The sequence below is a fragment of the Prescottella equi genome (assembly GCF_002094305.1).
Lineage (GTDB): Bacteria > Actinomycetota > Actinomycetes > Mycobacteriales > Mycobacteriaceae > Prescottella > Prescottella equi.
In genome coordinates this window covers 751,805-771,508 of sequence record NZ_LWTX01000001.1, presented here as the reverse complement: position 1 = coordinate 771,508, position 19,704 = coordinate 751,805, and the positions used below count along the sequence as shown (strand labels likewise).

General features: G+C 68.8%; 19 protein-coding genes and 2 tRNA genes. 10 read left to right on the top strand and 11 right to left on the bottom strand.

What is annotated here, in order from left to right:
• Nucleotides 1-111 precede the first annotated feature (111 nt).
• From A6I89_RS03745 to A6I89_RS03725, 5 genes are all read right to left on the bottom strand, one after another.
• On the bottom strand, nt 112-933 hold the full coding sequence (locus tag A6I89_RS03745; protein WP_044991228.1) for a serine hydrolase domain-containing protein: 822 nt from the start codon (nt 931-933) through the stop codon (nt 112-114).
• 34 nt (nt 934-967) lie between these two features.
• Entirely contained in the window at nt 968-2,095 is a 1,128-nt protein-coding gene (locus A6I89_RS03740; protein WP_005512363.1) for an NDMA-dependent alcohol dehydrogenase, read from the bottom strand.
• Between the two features lie 195 nt (nt 2,096-2,290).
• Nucleotides 2,291-3,628 (bottom strand): WS/DGAT domain-containing protein, encoded by a 1,338-nt coding sequence (locus tag A6I89_RS03735; protein ID WP_022596664.1) that lies wholly within the window; start codon nt 3,626-3,628, stop codon nt 2,291-2,293.
• A gap of 72 nt (nt 3,629-3,700) precedes the next feature.
• A complete protein-coding gene (locus tag A6I89_RS03730; protein WP_022596665.1) occupies nt 3,701-4,426 on the bottom strand; it encodes an MBL fold metallo-hydrolase in 726 nt (241 codons plus the stop codon).
• Between the two features lie 582 nt (nt 4,427-5,008).
• Nucleotides 5,009-5,082, bottom strand: a tRNA-Ile gene (locus A6I89_RS03725).
• Between the two features lie 165 nt (nt 5,083-5,247).
• On the opposite strand from A6I89_RS03725, the gene A6I89_RS03720 reads away from it, so the two are divergent.
• Nucleotides 5,248-5,934, top strand: a complete 687-nt coding sequence (locus tag A6I89_RS03720; protein WP_022596666.1) for a 3'-5' exonuclease — start codon at nt 5,248-5,250, stop codon at nt 5,932-5,934.
• A gap of 68 nt (nt 5,935-6,002) precedes the next feature.
• Here the strand turns inward: A6I89_RS03720 and A6I89_RS03715 are convergent.
• A tRNA-Asn gene (locus A6I89_RS03715) sits at nt 6,003-6,075 on the bottom strand.
• Between the two features lie 136 nt (nt 6,076-6,211).
• Here A6I89_RS03715 and A6I89_RS03710 point away from each other — a divergent pair.
• Nucleotides 6,212-6,460, top strand: a complete 249-nt coding sequence (locus A6I89_RS03710; RefSeq protein WP_005512358.1) for a hypothetical protein — start codon at nt 6,212-6,214, stop codon at nt 6,458-6,460.
• Between the two features lie 19 nt (nt 6,461-6,479).
• On the opposite strand, the gene dnaG is transcribed toward A6I89_RS03710, so the two are convergent.
• The 3 genes from dnaG to A6I89_RS03695 form a co-directional block, all read right to left on the bottom strand.
• Entirely contained in the window at nt 6,480-8,408 is a 1,929-nt protein-coding gene (dnaG, locus tag A6I89_RS03705) for a DNA primase (protein ID WP_037085112.1), read from the bottom strand.
• 81 nt (nt 8,409-8,489) lie between these two features.
• Nucleotides 8,490-9,779: a deoxyguanosinetriphosphate triphosphohydrolase gene (locus A6I89_RS03700; protein ID WP_022596667.1), complete on the bottom strand. Its 1,290-nt coding sequence runs from the start codon at nt 9,777-9,779 to the stop codon at nt 8,490-8,492.
• Nucleotides 9,776-10,471, bottom strand: a complete 696-nt coding sequence (locus A6I89_RS03695; protein WP_005512355.1) for a YdcF family protein — start codon at nt 10,469-10,471, stop codon at nt 9,776-9,778. Before A6I89_RS03695 ends, A6I89_RS03700 begins: the two co-directional genes overlap by 4 nt.
• 67 nt (nt 10,472-10,538) lie before the next feature.
• Here A6I89_RS03695 and A6I89_RS03690 point away from each other — a divergent pair, with 67 nt between their 5' ends.
• Nucleotides 10,539-12,590, top strand: coding sequence for a TPM domain-containing protein (locus tag A6I89_RS03690; RefSeq protein ID WP_022596668.1), 2,052 nt, complete (start codon nt 10,539-10,541; stop codon nt 12,588-12,590).
• A gap of 82 nt (nt 12,591-12,672) precedes the next feature.
• Here A6I89_RS03690 and A6I89_RS03685 read toward each other — a convergent pair whose 3' ends face one another.
• A complete protein-coding gene (locus A6I89_RS03685; protein ID WP_013416457.1) occupies nt 12,673-14,064 on the bottom strand; it encodes a glycine--tRNA ligase in 1,392 nt (463 codons plus the stop codon).
• Nucleotides 14,065-14,262: 198 nt separating this feature from the next.
• On the opposite strand from A6I89_RS03685, the gene A6I89_RS03680 reads away from it, so the two are divergent.
• The 7 genes from A6I89_RS03680 to A6I89_RS03650 all read left to right on the top strand — a co-directional run bounded on the left by A6I89_RS03680 (nt 14,263) and on the right by A6I89_RS03650 (nt 19,535).
• Complete coding sequence (locus tag A6I89_RS03680) at nt 14,263-14,628, top strand: ArsR/SmtB family transcription factor (protein WP_037085107.1); 366 nt, start codon at nt 14,263-14,265, stop codon at nt 14,626-14,628.
• The gene (locus tag A6I89_RS03675) at nt 14,625-15,071 is read left to right on the top strand and encodes a Fur family transcriptional regulator (protein WP_013416459.1); all 447 of its coding nucleotides are present in this window, start codon (nt 14,625-14,627) and stop codon (nt 15,069-15,071) included. The genes A6I89_RS03680 and A6I89_RS03675 overlap by 4 nt, the downstream gene beginning before the upstream one ends.
• A 224-nt stretch (nt 15,072-15,295) precedes the next feature.
• Nucleotides 15,296-15,859, top strand: a complete 564-nt coding sequence (locus tag A6I89_RS03670) for an alternate-type signal peptide domain-containing protein (protein ID WP_013416460.1) — start codon at nt 15,296-15,298, stop codon at nt 15,857-15,859.
• Between the two features lie 30 nt (nt 15,860-15,889).
• Nucleotides 15,890-16,450, top strand: coding sequence for a hypothetical protein (locus A6I89_RS03665; protein ID WP_005512346.1), 561 nt, complete (start codon nt 15,890-15,892; stop codon nt 16,448-16,450).
• Nucleotides 16,447-16,995 (top strand): signal peptidase I, encoded by a 549-nt coding sequence (locus A6I89_RS03660; protein ID WP_022596669.1) that lies wholly within the window; start codon nt 16,447-16,449, stop codon nt 16,993-16,995. Before A6I89_RS03665 ends, A6I89_RS03660 begins: the two co-directional genes overlap by 4 nt.
• A 3-nt stretch (nt 16,996-16,998) precedes the next feature.
• The gene (locus tag A6I89_RS03655; RefSeq protein ID WP_022596670.1) at nt 16,999-17,610 is read left to right on the top strand and encodes a TasA family protein; all 612 of its coding nucleotides are present in this window, start codon (nt 16,999-17,001) and stop codon (nt 17,608-17,610) included.
• A complete protein-coding gene (locus A6I89_RS03650; RefSeq protein ID WP_044991229.1) occupies nt 17,607-19,535 on the top strand; it encodes a S24/S26 family peptidase in 1,929 nt (642 codons plus the stop codon). Before A6I89_RS03655 ends, A6I89_RS03650 begins: the two co-directional genes overlap by 4 nt.
• 22 nt (nt 19,536-19,557) lie before the next feature.
• Here A6I89_RS03650 and A6I89_RS24535 read toward each other — a convergent pair whose 3' ends face one another.
• On the bottom strand, nt 19,558-19,701 hold the full coding sequence (locus A6I89_RS24535; protein WP_157349030.1) for a hypothetical protein: 144 nt from the start codon (nt 19,699-19,701) through the stop codon (nt 19,558-19,560).
• Between the last annotated feature and the right edge of the window lie 3 nt (nt 19,702-19,704).

The following is a 19,704-nucleotide window of genomic DNA, read 5'->3' as shown; positions in this document are numbered from 1 at the left end:
GTCTTCCCCAACGACCTCGGCCGATACGTGGAGCCGGATGCGCCGCAACGGGACACACCGACGACCAGTGTGCCTTGTGATGCCACTGTTACGCCAGTGGTAGCTGTAAATTTATCTGCCGCTACCGCGAAGTTCGGTGGCGACCGCGTCGCTCAGATCGGTCCACAGCGGCTTGGCCCAATCCCCGAACGCCCGGTCCGTGAGCACCACACATGCGGCGTCCAGCGCTGGGTCGACCCACAGGAAGGTCCCGGACTGCCCGAAGTGACCGTAGGTGGCGGGCGAGTTGCCGGTGCCCGTCCAGTGCGGCGACTTGCCGTTCTTGATCTCGAAACCCAGGCCCCAGTCGTTGGGGCGCTGCGGGCCGTAGCCGGGGAGCAGTCCCGCCAGCCCCGGGAACTGCACGGCGGTGGCCTCGGCCAGCATCTGTGGGGAGACGAGCGTCGGCCTGAGTAGTTCGGCCGCGAATCGGCTCAGGTCGTCGATGCCGGCCTGCGCGCCGTGGCCGGCCGGCCCGACGAGAGCGGCCGTGGCCATCCCGAGCGGTTGGAACACGGCCTCGGCCACGTAGTCCGGGAACGCAATGCCCGTCTCGGCCTCGACGAAGTCCGCCAGTACCTCGAAGCCCGCACTCGAGTAGATGCGCTTGGCGCCCGGCTCCGCCTGCACCTGGTTGTCCCCGAAGGCGAGACCCGACGCATGCGCGAGCAGGTGCCGCACGGTGGCGCCCGGTGGGCCGGCCGGCTGATCCAGCTCCACCGCGCCTTCCTCCACCGCGACCAGGGTGGCGTACGCGCACAACAGCTTCGTCACCGACGCGAGCGGGTAGATCCGCTGCCCGTCACCGAAATGCGCAACGCCTCGGCTGCCGTCGACGACGGCAGCCGAGGCGTTGTCCACCGGCCATTGCCCGATCCGATCGAGAGTCTGCACCCGATCAGACTACGAGGGCGGTCTGGTCAGGAATTCACCAGTCTGCTTCGGTGTAGCGGATGACACCGCGGATGTTCTTGTTGTCGAGCATGTCCTGGTAGCCCTCGTTGAGCTGCTCGAGCGAGTAGGTGTTGGTCACCATGTCCTCGAGGTTCAACAGCCCGGCCCGGTACAGATTCAGCAGGTTCGGGATGTCGACGCGGGCGTTGCAACCGCCGAAGATGTTGCCCTTGAGATCCTTCTGCAGCATCGACATCAGGAACGTGTTGAGCTTGACGTCCATGTCGGCCATGTGACCCATCGCGGTGACGACGCAACGGCCGTTCTTCGCGGTGAGCGTCATGGCGGGATCGATGTACTCACCCTTCATCTCGCCGACCGTGATGATCGTCTTGTGGCACATGCGGCCCCACGTGATCTCCATGATCGGTGCGATCGCCTCTTCCATCGACGGGAAGGCGTGCGTGGCACCGAACTTGAGGGCCTGCTCCCGCTTGAAGGGCGACGGGTCGATCGCGAACACGTAGCGTGCGCCCGACGCGACGGCGCCCTGCAGTGCGCTCATGCCGACGCCGCCGACTCCGATGATGGCCACCGACTCACCCGGCTTGACCTCGGCGATGTGCGTCGCCGAACCCCAACCGGTCGGGACACCGCAGCCGACGAGGGCCGCGAGCTCGAACGGGATGTCCTTGTCGATCTTGACGACGGAGGACTCGTGCACCGTCATGTACGGAGCGAACGTGCCGAGCAGGCACATCGGGATCACGTTCTGCCCGCGTGCCTGGATGCGGTAGGTGCCGTCGGAGATGGCCTGGCCGCTGAGCAGCCCCATGCCCAGATCGCACAGGTTCGAGTGACCCTCCGAGCACGACGGACAGCGTCCACAGGCCGGGATGAACGACAGTACGACGTGGTCGCCGACCTCGACGCCCGTGACGCCCTCGCCGACCTTGGTGATGACGCCGGAGCCCTCGTGGCCACCCATCGCGGGGTAGGACGGCATCGGCGTCGCACCGGTCACGATGTGGTGATCGGAGTGGCACATGCCGGCAGCTTCCATGCGGATCTGCACTTCACCGGCAACCGGGTCACCGAGTTCGATCTCCTCGATCGACCACTTCTCGTTGACACCCCACAGCAGCGCGCCCTTGGTCTTCATTGCTTCCGCCCTTCGATACCGACTACCAATGGCTGTGACGATAGCCACAAATCTTCCAAATTGAAACATGTTCTAGGTGTCGAGTAGTGAAACCACCCGCTGAGCGGGAGATTTACAGCGCGCTCGTCGGTGTAACGCGTGTCGGTGAGTCGGTCGGTCGACCAGTTACGAGCGCACGCGACCCGGATCGACGGATCACGTGAGGGCCCGGAACGCGGCGTACTCCTTCGCCAGCAGATCCATGTAGTGGTCGATGTCCGGCAGCATCCCGGTGTCGCAGGACACCGAGAGTGTGAGCGCGTCGCCGATCGACGTGGCGACGTGGCCCACCCCGCGGCCGTCGATCACGTCCCCCACGCTCACCGTCGTGTGCACCGGGATTCCGAGGAACTCGAGGTCCGCGGCACCGCGGGGCACATTGCTGACGATCGTGTTCGGATGACCGATCACCTCCGTATCCGCGTCGGGACGCGCGGACGGGGCGGTCAGCCGCCGGAGGAGCGGAGCCGGAAGTGAATCGAGGATCTGCATCCGGTCGGATCCGGATCGCTCGGCGCGGCCGCGTTCGCGGCCGGCGGAGTCGGAGATGGCGGCGAGACGCTCGCAGCGATCCTCGAGATCGGTGTGGAGATCGACGATCATGGAGACGATCTGGTTACCGACGGGCGGCCCACCCGCGCGAAGCGACAGCGGCACGTGGGCGGCCAGGGACGCGGCCGGCAGCTCGCCCGCCTCGATGAGGTAGGCGCGCTGGGCGCCCGCCACGACCGCGACCAACAGTTCGTTGATCGTGTACTCCCCCAGAGCTTTCGCGGTGGACTTGGCCTCACCGACCGTGAGATTGAGAAATCGATGCGCGCGGCCACCGTCTGCGCGGCCGTTGAATCGGGTGCGCGGGTGCAGCGGGGCCGGCATCGGGACGTCGTCGGCGCGCCGCGCCGCAGCCCATTGCCGGACACCCACTCGACCCGTGCGGGCCAGCAGCGCGGGAAGGCGGACCGGCGCCGCGAGCCACCACGGCACGCTTCTACCGAATCGCCATTGCGTGGTGGCACTTTCGCCGAAAAGGGAACGGAGGAGATGAACGAACCCGAGACCGTCCGTCACGGAATGGTGAAGCCGGAGAGCGAAGACGACCGCTCGATCCGGGAACCCGTCCACGCCCGTGACACCGGTGAAGACCGAGGCCCGCCACGGCGGCATGTTCGGAGGGAGGCCGTCCGCGGTCATCTGCACCAGCTTCTCCCCCAACGTTTCCCACCCGGAGTCGGTGTGTTGCTCGACCGAGACGTGTCGCGCGACGTCGACGTTGCCCGGCACCCAGCGTGGGTGATCGAGCGACCACGGCACCGGGGCCAGTCGGTGGGTGAGGATGGGCGAGCGGTCCAACCGCTGCGCGATCCATCGTTCGACCTCGGCCTGGCCGATGCCACCGGTGTCCTCGAACACCAGTACACCGACCATCGTCGGTCGGTTCCACAAGTAGAAGATGGTGTCCGCCGCCGACAGTCGAGCAGGTGCGATGAATGCCATGCCCGAACCGTACCGCTCGGTCGGTCATCCGACCGGGCACGGGCGAGGTCGGCGATGCAGGCGCGTGCTCGTTCACGTGCCGGGCGCGAACGGGTCCGTCGCGGCCGCGATCCGCTCGGACGCGTTCACCAGCACGGCTTCGCCGTGGCCGAAGCCCGCGATCCGGGCGCCGGTAGCGGCGAGCACGGTCAGGGAGCGGGCCGCCGCCGCCCGGTCCGTGTCGAACACACCCAGAATGACGTCGCCGTCGAACTCGGCCACAGCATCGCCCGTCAGGAGGGCCGAGACGTCGGGCAGGAACACGGCGATACTCCCCGGAGTGTGGCCGGAAGCAGCCACGACACGCGCCCCACCGGCGAAGTCGAGGACGTCGCCGTCGCGCACCATCCGGTCGACGCGACACGGCGGACCGTGGGACGGCTCGTCGGACTCCGCGTGGATCGTCTTCTCCGCTTCGGTGAGGACGGGGAGTGGACCTCGCTGCGTGCCCGTCACGAAGGGCGCATCGAGCTCGCCGGCGATCACCTCGACGGGCGCCCAGGTGGCGATCTCCGCCGCGGACCCGGCGTGGTCCTCGTGAAAATGTGTGAGCACGATTCTCCGGACATCGGCGCGGTCGCGTCCGAGCGCCGCCAGCGCCGCCGCGATCAAGTCCGCACTGTCCGGCCATCCTGTGTCGACGAGCGTGACGCCGTCCTCGCCGAGCCAGAGGAAACAGTTCAACAGGTGCGCCGGACCCGTGGGGATCCGCAGCCGGAACAACGCGGGGGCCAACTGCTGAAGATCAGGACTGGACATGCCGGAACACTACGTCGACAGGCGCGGGAGGACGTTCTATTTCGTTCTCGGCGAACATGTTCCGGACATTCGGACCGCGCTGTCGCCCCGAGGCCTCCACTGACCGCGTACCGAACCTGTTGGTTTCCGAACAGTGGAAACAGGTATCCGAACAGGTATTCGTGCCCTGGGCCACCCCGGTGACCCGCGTGCACACTGAGCCGGTATCGATCAGCAGGATCTGCGGGAGAGTGCCTCGTGACGCTTCGACTTCGATCTGCGGCCGGCAGACCATGACGTGCTTCGGATACCGCTTCGCGACCGCCGACTCCGGGCTGCTCCGAACCGCACGCGCCCTCGCCGGCGTCCTGACGAACCCGGTCCCGACAGGATCCGTCGTCACGGCTCGTCCGGTGATCCGTGGACTGCGCACCTGGGACCACGCGCCGAGAACGATCGCGATCATCGCCCTCGACAGTGGCGTGTGGTGCTACGCGTGGCTCCTCGGCGGGAACGGCGCCCGAGGTGCGCGGGCCAGACTCCTCGGTCGCGCACCCGGCGACAAGTACCCGACCTTCGCCACGAATTCGGCGCCGGCCTGTGTGGGGCGGGCGGGGCTCGAACCCGCGACCAATGGATTATGAGTCCACGGCTCTAACCGACTGAGCTACCGCCCCGTACCGCGGCGTGTGTCGCCGACCGCCGAATGTTACCGCCCGAGCCCGGCGGCGCGGCGGCGCGGGTGCCGTGTGTCGCGGCCCGAGGCGCGCTGTCGGTACCTGCGAGCAGACTGACCGGCGAACAACCGAGCAACAAGCTCGGACGAATGCCGAAGGACCGCAATGACCCACTGGACCACCCGACCGATCTGCGCTTTCGATCTGGAAACCACAGGCCGAGACCCACTCTCGGCACGAATCGTCACCGGGTCGGTGGTCACGGTCGGCGGCGAGGGGCACCGGACCCGGAACTGGATCGTCGATCCGGGCGTCGAGATCCCGGTCGACGCGGCCGCCGTTCACGGCATCTCCACCGCGCAGGCACGCGAACGCGGCCAGGACTATGCGTCGGGCTACCGGGAGATCCGCAGCGCGCTCACGGACGCGTGGGCGGCCGGCCATGTCGTCGTCGCCTTCAACGCGGCCTACGACCTCACCGTCCTGGACGCCGAGGGGCGCCGGCTCGGGTGGCCGCCGCTGTCGGGCTACGGTCTCGTCGTCGACCCCTACGTCATCGATCGGGAGATGGATCGTGACAGGCGCGGCAAGCGCACACTTGGCGCACTGTGCGAGCACTACGGGGTGGTGCTGGCGGCTGCGCACGAGGCCGAGTCGGACGCCCTGGCCGCGGCGGAGCTGGCCCGGATCCTGCCCCGGCGGTTCCCCCACCTCGCGGCCCTCGACGACGTCATGACCAGCCAGGCCGCGTGGCACGCCGAGCGTCAGCGTGACCTCGTCGAGTACCTGCGGAGCGAGGGCCGCGACGCGTCCGACGTCGACGGGCGGTGGCCCATCCGCGGCGCGGCGTGACCGCCCGCATCACGGCCGAAAACGACCGAAGGCCCCTCACCCGCTAGGGTGAGAGGCCTTCGTTCGGGCTCCCCCGGCTGGACTCGAACCAGCAACCGTTCGATTAACAGTCGAATGCTCTGCCAATTGAGCTACAGGGGATTGTCCTGCTCGGCGCTGCCCTTTCCGGCGGCGCCTGAGAAACTGTAGCCCATACCCCCACCCGAGTACCAAATCGCCTGAACAGAGACCGATCAGGCAGGATGTACACAGGCACTTCGACGGGAGGAATCCGGAAATGTTGCGGTTGTTGGTAGGCGTCGCTGCGGGCTACGTCCTGGGTACCCGGGCCGGCCGGGCCCGGTACGAACAGATCAGTAAGGCAGCCAAGGCCGTGGCGACCAGCCCTGCCACCAAGAAGGCGATCGAGGTGGGCCGGCAGAAACTCTCGGACTCCCTCAGCACACAGCCCAAGCTCGAACCGATGAAGCCGATCGACGAGCAGACGACGATCCTCGTTCCCCAGGACCAACTGCGCCGCAATTGAGCCGCGGATGCGGCGGGGGTCAGGCGATGCCCTCGCCGCTGGTGTCGCCGATCGCCTGATCGAGCAGGCTGCGCCGGTACTGCTCGAGCGCGACCAGATCCCCCAGGAGGGAATGGAACTCGTCGGAGTCGGTGGTCGGTGAGATACGCTGCAACTTCGACTTCAACTCGGCCACCTGCTCGCCCACCCACACCTCCTGCAGACGCGCGAGCACGCCCCGGATGTACCGCGGGGCGACGTCCTCGTCGGTGGGCAGTGGATCGACTGCGAGTTCCATCACGATCGAGTGCACGGTGCCCTCACCGGCGGCGCGGCCGACCGCGTCCACCCACTCGGCGCCGCCGAGGCCCGCGCTCGTGCCGCCGGCCGCGGCGACCGCCTCACGGACCGCCGCGTAGGCGGGATGGGTGAACGATTCCGGCGGCAACGAGTCGAAGACGGTGCCCGCGATGGCGGGATACTGGAGCGCCGCCTTGAGGGCGTCGCGCTGCGGCCACAGCGCCGGGTCGTTGGGCCGCGGACGCGCGATCCCCGGCGCCGGCGCGGGGAACGCCTCGACCTGCGCGGGATCGACGGGACGACGTTTCGCGGCGGGGGCACCGCCGCCGCGGGCGAACTTGCGCGCCTCGTCGCGCACCCGACGTCGAACGGCGGGGATGTCGTCCCAGCCCACCCAACCGGACAACTGCACCGCGTACCCGTCCCGCAGCGTCGGTTCCTTGATCCGGGCCACCACTGGGACGGTGCGGCGCAGAGCTTCCACGCGCCCCTCCGCGGTGTCCAGATCATGTTCGGCTAGAAGGGATTTGACGACGAACTCGAACATCGGAGTGCGGCGCGCCACGAGGTCGCGGACCGCGGCGTCCCCGGACTTCTGCCGCAGTTCGCAGGGATCCATCCCGTCCGGCGCGATCGCGACGAACGTCTGCCCCGCCATCTTCTGATCGCCCTCGAACGCCTTCATAGCGGCCGCCTGACCCGCCGCGTCGCCGTCGAAGGTGTAGATCACCTCACCGCGAAAGTAGCTGTCGTCCATCAACAGTCGGCGCAGCATCGCGAGATGTTCGTCACCGAAGGCGGTGCCGCACGAGGCGACGGCGGTCTTCACCCCGGCCAGGTGCATCGCCATGACGTCGGTGTAGCCCTCCACCACCACCGCTTGATGGCCCTTGGCGATATCCCGCTTGGCCAGGTCCAGACCGAACAGCACGTTCGACTTCTTGTAGAGGATCGTCTCGGGGGTGTTGACGTACTTTCCGGGCATGGTGTCGTCGTCGAACAGCTTGCGCGCTCCGAAGCCGATGACATCGCCCGCGAGGTTGCGGATCGGCCACAGCAGCCGGCGGTGGAACCGGTCGATCGGGCCCCGACGCCCCTCTTTCGACAGGCCTGCCGCCTCGAGTTCCTTGGCCTCGAATCCCTTCGCCATCAGATGCTTGGTGAGCGTGTCCCACCCGTCCGGGGCGTAGCCGCAGCCGAATTGGGCGGCCGCGGCGGCGTCGAAGTTGCGTTCGGTGAGGTAGTCGCGGGCGGCCTGCGCGTCGGGTTCCTTCAACCGGGCCGCGTAGAACTCCTGCGCGGCCGCGTTGGCCGCGACCAACCGCGCTCGGGTGCCGCGGTCGCGCTGGACCGACGGGCCGCCGCCCTCGTACGAGATCTGGTAGCCGATGCGGTCGGCGAGCTGCTCGACGGCCTCCACGAAGCTGACGTGCTCGATCTTCTGCAGGAACGAGTAGACGTCGCCGCCCTCGCCGCAGCCGAAGCAGTGGAAGTGGCCGTGATTGGGGCGGACGTGGAACGACGGCGACTTCTCGTCGTGGAAGGGGCACAGCCCCTTCATGGAATCGCCGCCCGCGCGCTTGAGCGAGACGTACTCGCCGACGATGTCCTCGATCCGGGTGCGCTCGCGAACGGCCGCGATGTCTCTGTCAGGGATTCGGCCGGCCACCACGACAGTCTAGGCGCTTCGCGCCCGTGCGCCTTTCCGGTAGCCCGCACCACCGAAAAGGCGCACGGGCAGCTCCGCTGCCTACCCCCAGCTGGCCTGGGCCCCGAGGCTCTGCTTGTCGATCCGCTCGAGGCGGCTCTCGGTGCACGACGCGATCTGGTCGACCACCACCCGCACCCGGGCGGCGTCGTCTGCGGCCCGTTCCCAGGCGGGAAGGAACAGCGGATCGAGGCCGGCGGGTGCGGTGCGCAGGAGCCATTCGGCGACGCGGTGGATCCGCTCCCGCTGCCGGCCCTGATGCTTGAGATGTCCGGCGTCGGACATCACGTAGTACAGCGCGACCGTCTTCAGCAGCACCACCTCGGCCGCGACGATCGGAGGCACCTCCAGATCGGCCTGGTACCGCGCGAGCGGTCCGGGCCCGGTCACCACCCGGGTCCCCGCGACCGCCGCGGACGCGAAGCGGCCCACCAGTTCGCTGGTGAGATTCTTCAGAGCGACCGCGCTCGTCAGGGTCCCGTCGTAGCTGCCGACCGCCGCGACCACCGGCAGCCGCGACAACCGGGACGCGGCTTCCACCAGTTCGTCGACGGCGGGCACCGGGAAGCGCGCCGCCCCCAGTTCGGCGAGCGCCCGGACCTCCGCGCCGTCGGCCAGCGCCCGCAGGTCGATGCGTCCGGCGATGACGCCGTCCTCGACGTCGTGGACCGAGTAGGCGACGTCGTCGGCCCAGTCCATCACCTGCGCCTCGAGGCACTTGCGGCGCTCCGGTGCGCCCTCGCGGATCCACGCCAGGATCGCGGCGTCGTCGTCGTACGCACCGAACTTGGCGCCCGGCCGCGGACGGGTCCACGGGTACTTGATCGCCGCGTCGAGCGACGCCCGCGTCAGATTGAGCCCCACGCTCCGCCCCTCGGCGTCGAGCACCTTGGGCTCGAGGCTGGTGAGGATGCGCAGATTCTGGGCGTTGCCCTCGAAGCCGCCGCACACCGCCGCCACCTCGTCGAGCGCCTTCTCCCCGTTGTGGCCGTACGGCGGGTGGCCGATGTCGTGCGCCAGCCCCGCCAGATCGACCAGGTCGGGATCGAGACCGAGTCCGTCGGCGATGCCGCGGCCGATCTGCGCCACCTCGATCGAGTGGGTGAGCCGGGTGCGCGGGGTGTCGCCGTCCCGCGGCCCCACCACCTGCGTCTTGTCCGCGAGCCGGCGCAGCGCAGCGGAGTGCTGCACCCGGGCACGGTCACGGGAGAAGGGGCTGCGGTGCTGCGCCCCGTCGACACCCGACGTGAGGTCGGCCGTCTTTGGCGCCTCGGTGACACGGCGTTGCAGGTCGTGCGCGGCATACGTCGCACGGTTGAAGGAGTCCGTCATTGACCCGCCGTGTAGCCGAAGTCCGCCGAGAAGTGCGTCAGCTGGTACCACAGCAGAGCGCCTGTCTCCCTGACGATTCCGTGCAGTTGCGACTCGCGAGTCATGACAGCGGGACCTTGCCGCGTGGGCGCCGTCCAGGCGTCCAGCCCCGCGTCGCGGGCCATCGTCCGGGTGCGCAGCGAGTGCCACGGGTCGCTCACGAGGACCGCGGAGTGCAGGCCGCGCGCGCCCATCTCCCGGCTGACCGCCTCCACGCTCAGCAGGGTGTCGGACCCCTCTTCGACCGCGACGATCGCGCCACCCGGCACGCCCTGGTCCATGAGGTAGTTGCGGCCGGACGCGGCCTCGGTGTACTCGTCACCCTCCTGCTTGCCGCCGACCGTCACGATCGTCGCGGCGACGCCCTGCTCGTAGAGCTTGTGGGCCTGGTCGAGCCGGGCCTCGAACACCGACGACGGGGTGCCGTCGTACTGCGCGGCGCCGAGCACGACGATCGCGTCGGCGGGTGTGGTGTCGGTGACCCGGGCCACCTGCCACACCCGGAGCGCGGTCCCGCCGACCAGCACCACACCGATCAGCAGTGCGCCGAGCACGATTCTGGTGGTCCATCGGGCGAGCGCGGCACCGAAGGACCGGCGCGGCACGGGACGTGACGACAACTCCGGCGGGTCGTAGCTGGGCGCGGTACTCACTCCCCGATTCTGCCAGTCGCCCACCGGGGCCGCCGATGACGACGCGCCAAGCGGATAGATTCGTCACATGGCCCAGGCTCTGTCGCGTCCCCTCCCCCGCCTCCGTGTCGCCCGACGGCCCGCCGCCGCCGTCGGGGCGCTGTTCGTCCTACTCGCTCTCGTGTTCGCACCCGCGACCGCGACGGCCGAGGCGCCGCTGCGGCTGCCGGACCACATCACCGATACCGCCGGGGTCCTCGACGCCGGGCAGCGGGCAGACGTCCAGAACGCCCTCGACACGCTGTACGACGAACACAAGGTCAGTCTCTGGGTGGTCTATACCGCGGACTTCGACGGTCTGTCGCGTGAGGCATGGGGCCAGCAGACGGCGAAGCTGAGCGCTCTCGGGAACCGGGACGCGCTCCTCGCGGTCGCGACGAACGCCGGCGACTACGACTTCGACGTCCCCCAGGCACTCTCGGAGGTCACCGACTCCGAGCTCGAATCGATTCGTCAGGACTTGGTGCAACCCGCTCTGCGCGAGGACGATTGGGCCGGTGCCGCGATCGCCGCGGCGGGCGGGCTGGGGGACGCGATGACCGCGACCAACACGTCGTTGAAGGTCCTCGGCGTCGGTATCGGCGTGGTCGTCGTGGCCGGTGCCGGCGTGTACCTGTACTCGCGCAAGAAGCGAGGTGACCGACTGGAGTCGTCGATCGCGCAGGCACGGCAGGTCGATCCGACCGACGCCGCCGCGCTGTCGGCGCTGCCGATCCCGGCGCTCGACGCGCTCGCGAAGGACGAACTGGTGGAGATGGACAACGCCATTCGCACCAGCGAGGAGGAACTGAACCTGGCCGTCGGCGAGTTCGGGGCGGACGCGACCGCGCCGTTCACCGCCGCGTACGACCGGGCCAAGGCGACGCTCGCGTCGGCGTTCGCGATCCGTCAACGCCTCGACGACGACATCCCCGAGACGCCCGAGCAGCAGCGGCAGATGCTGGTCGAACTCATCACGACCTGCGAGCGCGCCGACCGCGAGCTCAATGCCCGTGTCACCGAATTCGATGCGATGCGCGACCTGCTGCTCGACGCCCCCGCCCGACTCGACGCCCTCACCCAGTCCGTGGTGGCCCTCACCGTCCGCATCCCCGAGGCCGAGGCCACGCTCGCCGCACTCGGCGGTCAGTTCCCGGCGTCGGTGCTGGCGACCGTGCACGACAACCCGGCCATGGCACGCGAACGGATCACCTTCGCGGAGCAGAACATCGAGGCCGGCCGTAAGGCCGCGACGCTTCCGGCGGGCAAGCAGGGCCCGGCAGTCGTCGCGATCCGCGCCGCCGAGGGCGCGCTCGACCAGGCTCGCCAACTGCTCGACGCGGTCGATCGCGCCGACACCGACATCCGGCACGCCATCGCGACCCTGCCCGCAGCGATGGCCGACGTGCAGGAGGGCATCGACGCCGCCGGACCGCTCGCGGAAAAGGGCGGACCGGAGCTCGCGGAGGCGAAGGCCGCCGCGGAGGCGGCGTTGCAGAATGCGCAGTCCGCCAAGGACACCGACCCGCTCGGCAGTTTCACCAAGGTGGTGGAGGCCGATGCCCGCCTGGACGCCGTCCTGGCCCAGGCACAGGAGGCGAACCGGCAGGCCGAGCGGGCACGCGCGCGTCTCGATCAGGACCTGACGGCGGCGAAGTCCCAGGTGTCGGCGGCCGCCGACTTCATCTCCACCCGGCGCGGCGCCGTCGGCGCGGAGGCCCGCACCCGCCTGTCGGAAGCGCAGCGGCACCTCGAGGCGGCGCAGCAACTCGCCGAGTCGGACCCGTCGAAGGCGTTGCAGCATGCACAGTCCGCCACCCAGCTGGCGTCGCGGGCACTGTGGGCCGCGCAGGCCGACGTCAACCGCTACCAGGACAACCAGCGTCCGCCGAGCGGCGGCGTCACCGGCAGCGGCGGCAACGCCGCCGGCGCGATCCTGGGCGGGATCCTCATCGACAGCATGCTGCGCGGCGGATTCGGCGGCCGGGGCGGCAACTGGGGCGGACGAGGGGGCGGCGGCTGGGGTGGGCCGGGCCCCGGCTCCTTCGGCGGCCCGAGCAGCTCGGACCGCATCGGCCGGGGCGGCGGCGGCCGCTTCTAGACCCGAAACCTCCGGCCCCGGAAACGCCGAATGTCACATGCGTTCAGTCGAACTGAACGCATGTGACATTCGGTCGGGGAAACTAGGAGCCGATCAGGCGCTGGGCGAGGTAGCCCTCCACCTGGTCGAGGGAGACGCGCTCCTGCGCCATGGTGTCGCGCTCACGGATCGTCACGGCCTGGTCTTCGAGAGTGTCGAAATCGACCGTGATGCAGAACGGGGTGCCGATCTCGTCCTGGCGGCGGTAGCGGCGGCCGATGGCACCGGCGTCGTCGAACTCGATGTTCCAGTGCTGGCGCAGCGTGGTCGCCAGGTCCTTCGCCTTGGGCGAGAGGTCGGCGTTGCGGCTGAGCGGCAGCACCGCGGCCTTGACCGGTGCTAGACGACGGTCCAGCTTGAGCACGGTGCGCTTGTCGACGCCGCCCTTGGCGTTGGGCGCTTCGTCCTCGGTGTAAGCGTCGACCAGGAAGGCCATCAGCGAACGGGTCAGGCCGGCCGCGGGCTCGATGACGTACGGCGTGTAGCGCTCACCGGACGTCTGGTCGAAGTAGCTCAGGTCGGTGCCCGACGCCTTGGCGTGCGTCGCGAGGTCGTAGTCGGTGCGGTTGGCGACGCCCTCGAGCTCCCCCCACTCGCTGCCCTGGAATTGGAAGCGGTACTCGATGTCGACGGTGCGCTTCGAGTAGTGCGACAGCTTCTCCTGCGCGTGCTCGTACAGGCGCAGGTTGTCCTTGTTGATGCCGAGGCCGGTGTACCAGTCCATGCGGTAGTCGATCCAGTACTGGTGCCACTCTTCGTCCTCGCCGGGCTTGACGAAGAACTCCATCTCCATCTGCTCGAACTCGCGGGTGCGGAAGATGAAGTTGCCCGGCGTGATCTCGTTGCGGAAGCTCTTGCCGATCTGGCCGATGCCGAACGGCGGCTTCTTGCGCGACGTGGTCAGCACGTTCGCGAAGTTCACGAAGATGCCCTGCGCGGTCTCGGGGCGCAGGTAGTGCAGGCCGGTCTCGCTGTCGACCGGGCCGAGGTAGGTCTTGAGCAGACCCGAGAACGCCTTGGGCTCGGTCCACTGCCCCTTGGTGCCGCAGTCCGGGCACACGATCTCGGTCATCGCCACGGCGTCGGGATCGTCGAGCTTGTGCTTCTCCGCGTACGCCTCCTGCAGGTGGTCCTGGCGGTGGCGCTTGTGGCAGTTGAGGCACTCGACGAGGGGGTCGGTGAACACCTCGACGTGGCCCGACGCCTCCCACACCTGGCGGGGCAGGATCACCGACGAGTCGAGGCCGACGACGTCCTCGCGGCTGGTGACCATGTTCCGCCACCACTGCTTCTTGATGTTCTCCTTCAGTTCCACGCCGAGCGGACCGTAGTCCCAGGCCGACTTGGTACCGCCGTAGATCTCACCGCATGGGTAGACGAGGCCACGGCGCTTGGCGAGGTTGGCGACGGTATCGATCTTGGACTTGGGTGCCACTTGGCTGCTCTCCATCTGGGTAATAGATGCGTGGTTCACGTGCGGATTTCGCCCGTCCAGCCTATCGGTAGCGATGGAGGCGTCCCACGTGCCCGGTTGACATGCATATTCATGCATATCAAAATGGAATTGATTTGCAATAAGGTGGCATGTCCGGGCCCGATCGGTGCCCGTCCGATCGCATGGGAGGAGGCGCACGTGAGTGTCGCCGACGCGGGCCACCTGCACCCCGGAACCGCCGATCACGGCGCCTGCTCCGAGACGGCCCCGGCACCGCTGCCGCCCAAGGAGACGCTCACCGCCGCCGGTGAGATCCTGCGGGCCCTCGCCGCGCCGGTCCGTATCGCGATCGTGCTGCAGTTACGGGAGTCGCAGCGCTGCGTCCACGAACTCGTCGCCGCACTCGGGGTCACCCAGCCACTGATCAGTCAGCACTTACGCGTACTCAAAGCCGCCGGCGTCGTGCACGGCGAGCGCAACGGACGTGAAGTGATGTACCGACTCGTCGACGACCATCTCGCCCACATCGTCGTCGACGCCGTCGCCCACGCGGAGGAAGCATGACCGAGAACGTGACCGACCCGACCGATCAGCGCGAGCGGGCAGGCCGGGCCGTGGTCGGCGTGCGCTCGACCAAGCAGCGCAGCGCCATCTCCGCGCTACTCGACGACATCACCGAGTTCCGTTCGGCCCAGGAACTGCACGACGAACTGCGCCGACGCGGCCAGGGCATCGGGCTCACCACCGTGTACCGAACGCTGCAGACCCTCGCGGAGGCCGGCACCGTCGACGTGCTCCGCACCGACACCGGCGAGTCCGTGTACCGACGCTGCTCCTCCGGGCACCACCACCATCTCGTGTGCCGCGCCTGCGGATTCACCGTGGAGGTCGACGGGCCCGCCGTCGAACAGTGGTCGCAGACCATCGCCGACACCAACGGGTTCACCGACGTCAGCCACACGGTCGAGATCTTCGGTACCTGTCGGGACTGCGCGCAAGCTCGCTGACCGCGGCACTCCGCCGACCGACCGAACCTTCACGGCGCGGCCCTCCGACACGTCGATCGGTGTAGCCCCTCACCTCGTGGCCACCTCGAGGTACTCGCACTGCGCTGAGCGCTGTCGAATCCGATTCGACGAAAGCGTGCATACCAAACAACTGGTTTGGGTACGTAGTCCACAACAGCGCTCGATCGCCAATCGTCGGGGCGGAGCGCGGAGGGGAGGACACCATGAATCGGAAAGCAAAGGCCGCGTTGGCCGCCGGAGCCGCTGCCATACTGCTGCTGGGTGGTGCCGGAACGTTCGCCTTCTGGCAGGACCAGACAGAATCGGGCGGCGGCACGATCACCTCGGGCACGCTGGCACTCAGTGAGTGCACCCCTACGTCGGGCTCGGGCTGGCGCGACGTCACCGGTGGCCGGTCCGTCGCTGTCGACCTACCGGATTTCCGGATCGTTCCGGGCGACACACTCGAGTACTCGTGCACCAGCACGGTCACGGCCAGCGGCACGAATCTGTCGGCGACGCTGGCCGCCGACACCTCCGAAATGTTCTCCGAACTCAGCGATCCGGCGCTGCAGGCGCAGCTGATCGACACATCTCTGACCGCCACCACGAGCAGCGGAGCCGTGCTACCCGATGCACAGGTGACCGACCAGAACGACGGGGAAACCCTCACCATCGCAGCCCGACTCACCTTCGACCCGGAAACCTCGGGCACGATTGCCCAGGGCACCAGCGTCACCCTGAACAACGTGCTGATCACGCTCACACAGAACTTGAACCCCGCGTAGTGACCAGTCGAATCGCAGTGGGGGTGAAGAGTGCGCAGCTTCAGGTGGCTCGCCGCCGCCGGTGCGGCGGTGGCGATCGTGGCGTTCGGGGCAGCCGAGCAGACGGGTGCGCTCTGGCGCGGTGAGACGCGGATCGACGGCGGCATCATCCGGTCCGGCACGCTCGCGTTACGGGTCGGTGGTGCGGCTCTACCGACGCAGGTTCAGAACTACCAGTTCACCAGTTTCGGGGGCACCGACCTTGGGCCGGGATCGGTGGTGCAGCGCGCCTTGACCGTTCGTAATGCCGGTGACGTCGATCTGCAGTATCGATTGCAGTCGGCACGGCAGAGCTCGGCGTCGCTACCGCTCACACTCGGGGTGTGGACGGTGGCGAGCGAGAGCGGTTGTCCCGCATCGTCACCGCCCGTCGGCGCCTCGCTCTACGAGGGGCCGCTCCCCTCCGCCCAGGCGCCACCCGCGCCGCAGTGGGCGCCGGTACTGCGACCGCAGGAGACGATGGTCTGGTGCCTGCGCGCCACGGTGGGTGCGGACGCCTCACCCAACGTGTCCACCGCGGTGTCCTTCGATTTCGCAGCGAGCTCGGTATGAGGGCGTCGGCGTCGGTCGACACCGACGAAAGTCGCACCCGGTGGCTGCGGAGCGTCCTCGGGTGGGTAGTCGCGCTGGCAATGTTCGCGCTGCTGGCGGCCACCGTCCTGATCCCGGCCGTGGCGGGAGCGGAGCGGTTCACGGTCCTCACCGGATCGATGCGCCCGACGTATCCGCCCGGCACACTTGTGATCGTGCGGCCCTCCGAGATCGACGGACTGGCCGTCGGAACTCCGATCACCTATCAACTGGAATCGGGTCGACCCGATGTCGTGACGCACCGCATCATATCGGTGCGCCACAATCCGAAAGGCGAGGTCTCGTTCCGCACCCAGGGCGACGCCAACGACAGCCCGGACCCGAAACCGGTACGGACCGAACAGATCCGCGGACAGGTCTGGTACAGCATCCCGTATCTCGGCTACGTCAACAACTGGCTCTCCGGGCAGAAGCGCGCCGTCACCGTTGCGGGCGCCATCGTCGTGCTCGTCGCCTACGCCCTGTTCAATCTCGTCCGAGACATCCAAGTCCGCCGGAAGGGGTGACCGGTGCGCCTCTTCCCCGCTCCGCGCAGGCACCGGATCGGCATCCGGGTGCGCGCACTGCTCTCTCTCGGCGGGCTTCTCGGGATCGGTGCGGTGGGCACCCTGGCCGCGTGGAGCGACAAGGCGACAGCCACGTCCGGCACGTTCGCCACCGGCACGATCAACCTTCAACTCGACAACACGAAGACCCTGGCGTTGAACACACTCGCCGCGCTCAACCTGCTGCCGGGTGAGAGCGTCGCGGGCGCCGTGACCGTGCAGAACAGGGGCACTCTGCCGCTCACCTACACGATGGCGGCGACCACCCCCACAGGGAGCTCGGAGGTCGCCGCGCACGTTGTGGTGGCCGCGTACTCCGGCGGTGCGGCGACCAACGGCGCCACCAACGGTTTACGCGCCGGTTCCTGCAGCGGCACCAAGATCGCGGAGTCCGCGCTCACGGCCGGCGGTTCCGCGCCGATGGTGTCCACGCCACGCCCCGTCGCCGCGCGCACCGGCACGGAAGCGCTGTGCGTGACCGTCCGGCTGGCGCCGTCCGCACCGGTGAGTGTGCAGAACCAAATGCTCAACACAGTGCGCCTGGTGTTCACGGCCGCCGCCGGGAGGCAATCATGAGACGGGTGATCCGCATAGCGCTGTGGGTGGGCGCGGTAGTCGGCAGCCTCTGCATCGTCGCCGCGGTGGCGGCGCTGGCGTTCGGGATCAAGCCACTGATCTTCCGCTCCGGCTCCATGGAACCCGAGATCGGCACCGGTGCACTCGCCTTCTCGCGCACCGTGGCGGCCTCCGATCTCCACCCGGGCGACATAGCGTGCGTCGAAGACCAGGCCGGGCAGCGGATCACGCACCGCGTGGTGGCGGTGGACGCGGTTGCGGGCGACACAGCCACGTTGCGGCTGAAGGGAGATGCGAACGCAGACGAGGACGTGCAGCGGTATCACGTGGAGACCGCGGGAAGGGTCTTCCTCCACGTCGAGAAACTCGGATATGCGGTGGTGTGGTTGTCGAGCCCGCCGGCCGTGTTCGCCGGTGGGATCCTGGTGGGCCTGCTGGTCGCAGTGGCCGTCAAACCCGACTGGCTCGATCACCGCCGGGGGGCTCGGGATGAACGGGGCAGCAGCCCGGCGCTCACGGCGGGAGCCGTGCTCGCGGCGGCGACGCTGACGCTCACCGGAGTGGTGCGGGTGCCGACCACCGCCGCGGCCTATGCCGACACCGCAACGGCGGTCACCGGCGGATTCGGAACGAAGGCGGCCTTCGTGCCTCGTATTGCGGCGACGAGCGGTACCAACACCTATGTCACCTGCAGCGACAAGAGCGTCTCCGGGCCGGACCCCGTCACCCTGTCGTGGTCGCATCTGGGCGCCCCGTACCGGTACCGGATCATTCTGCGGGACCTGGACGGGATGATCTGGCGCACATGGGACGTCACCCCCGCGAGCGGCAAGACCGGTGATCCGGTGTCGTTCACCATCGACGGCGCCGGCATGCCCTCACGCGCCGCGATCTGGCAGTACAACGCCGAGATCCATACGATGCTGCCCGGCCCGCCCGTCTCCTCGGGCGCCGTCTCCACCGACTGGCGCGGAATCGGCGTCTCACAGCACCTCCGACTGGGCAACGAGGACCTGTTCTGCAGCAACCGCGGCGAGCAGTCCGGCTCGCCGGCGTACGTTCCGCCCCCGGCGTCGGTGACGTGTGTGTCCCAACCGGCCGGGGCGCAGCCGGCACGCGCGGTCCTGTCGTGGCCGCACCTGGGACCGCCGTACACGTACACCGTCTCGGTACGTAACGAGAACAACCGCAACATCGTGCTCAGGCGGACGGTGACCTCGGTTCCCGCACAGCCCGGTCAACTGGTCAACACCACCGTCTCCGGTTCGGACCTGGATTCCGGGACACTCTCCGGCACCGCTGCGGTCGCGGAGATCCGGACCCTGAGCGGCTCCGCGGAATCCGCGGGGTTCGTGACCCAGCGGCTCACCGTGAGCAGGACTGCGACCGCCTGCGCCGCCGCGGCTCTCACCAGATCGGCACCCGACGCGACGACCGGGACCTCGGCCCCCGATACGACGCCCCCGAGCACTTCACAGATACGCCCGACACGGACCTCGGACGCCGAACCGACAATCGGTACGTCACAGTCTCCGGCGTCTTCGACCACGACGCCCCCTGTTCCCGCGACTCCCCCATCGGAGCCGGAGTCGACCCCGCCGCCCACCGAACCGACAGCCGAAACCACCGTGCCCCCGATGCCTTCCATCACCGAACAGGTCGGTGCCACAACCACGTCGGACAGCGGACGGCAAGCTCGGCTCGTGCACGACGACCGGTGGTGGGTCCAGGTCGTCGACGGTTCCGGCGTCGAGGTCACACGCGTCCCGGCAGAGCCGGACACGCGGATGCACTGGTTGAGTGGAACCGACCAGCTGTGGCTCTCGTCGGCCGCCGGCCCGGTCTACCTGGACGGCACCACGAGTTGGAAACCGACGCAGCCGCAGAGTCCGGTCCCCGCAGAGATCGAGGAGGCGTTCACGTGACCGGCCGGCCGTGCGACGCGAGTCAGGGGGACTTTCGGTGGGCGGCGGCTACGACACGCTCCGACTGGCAGAGCTCGCCGCGAGCTGCTTCGGTGACGAACAACTGCGCGGCGATCGCCGATTCGAATGCCTGCACCGTCGAGGTGGCACCAGACCCCGCCGGCATGCC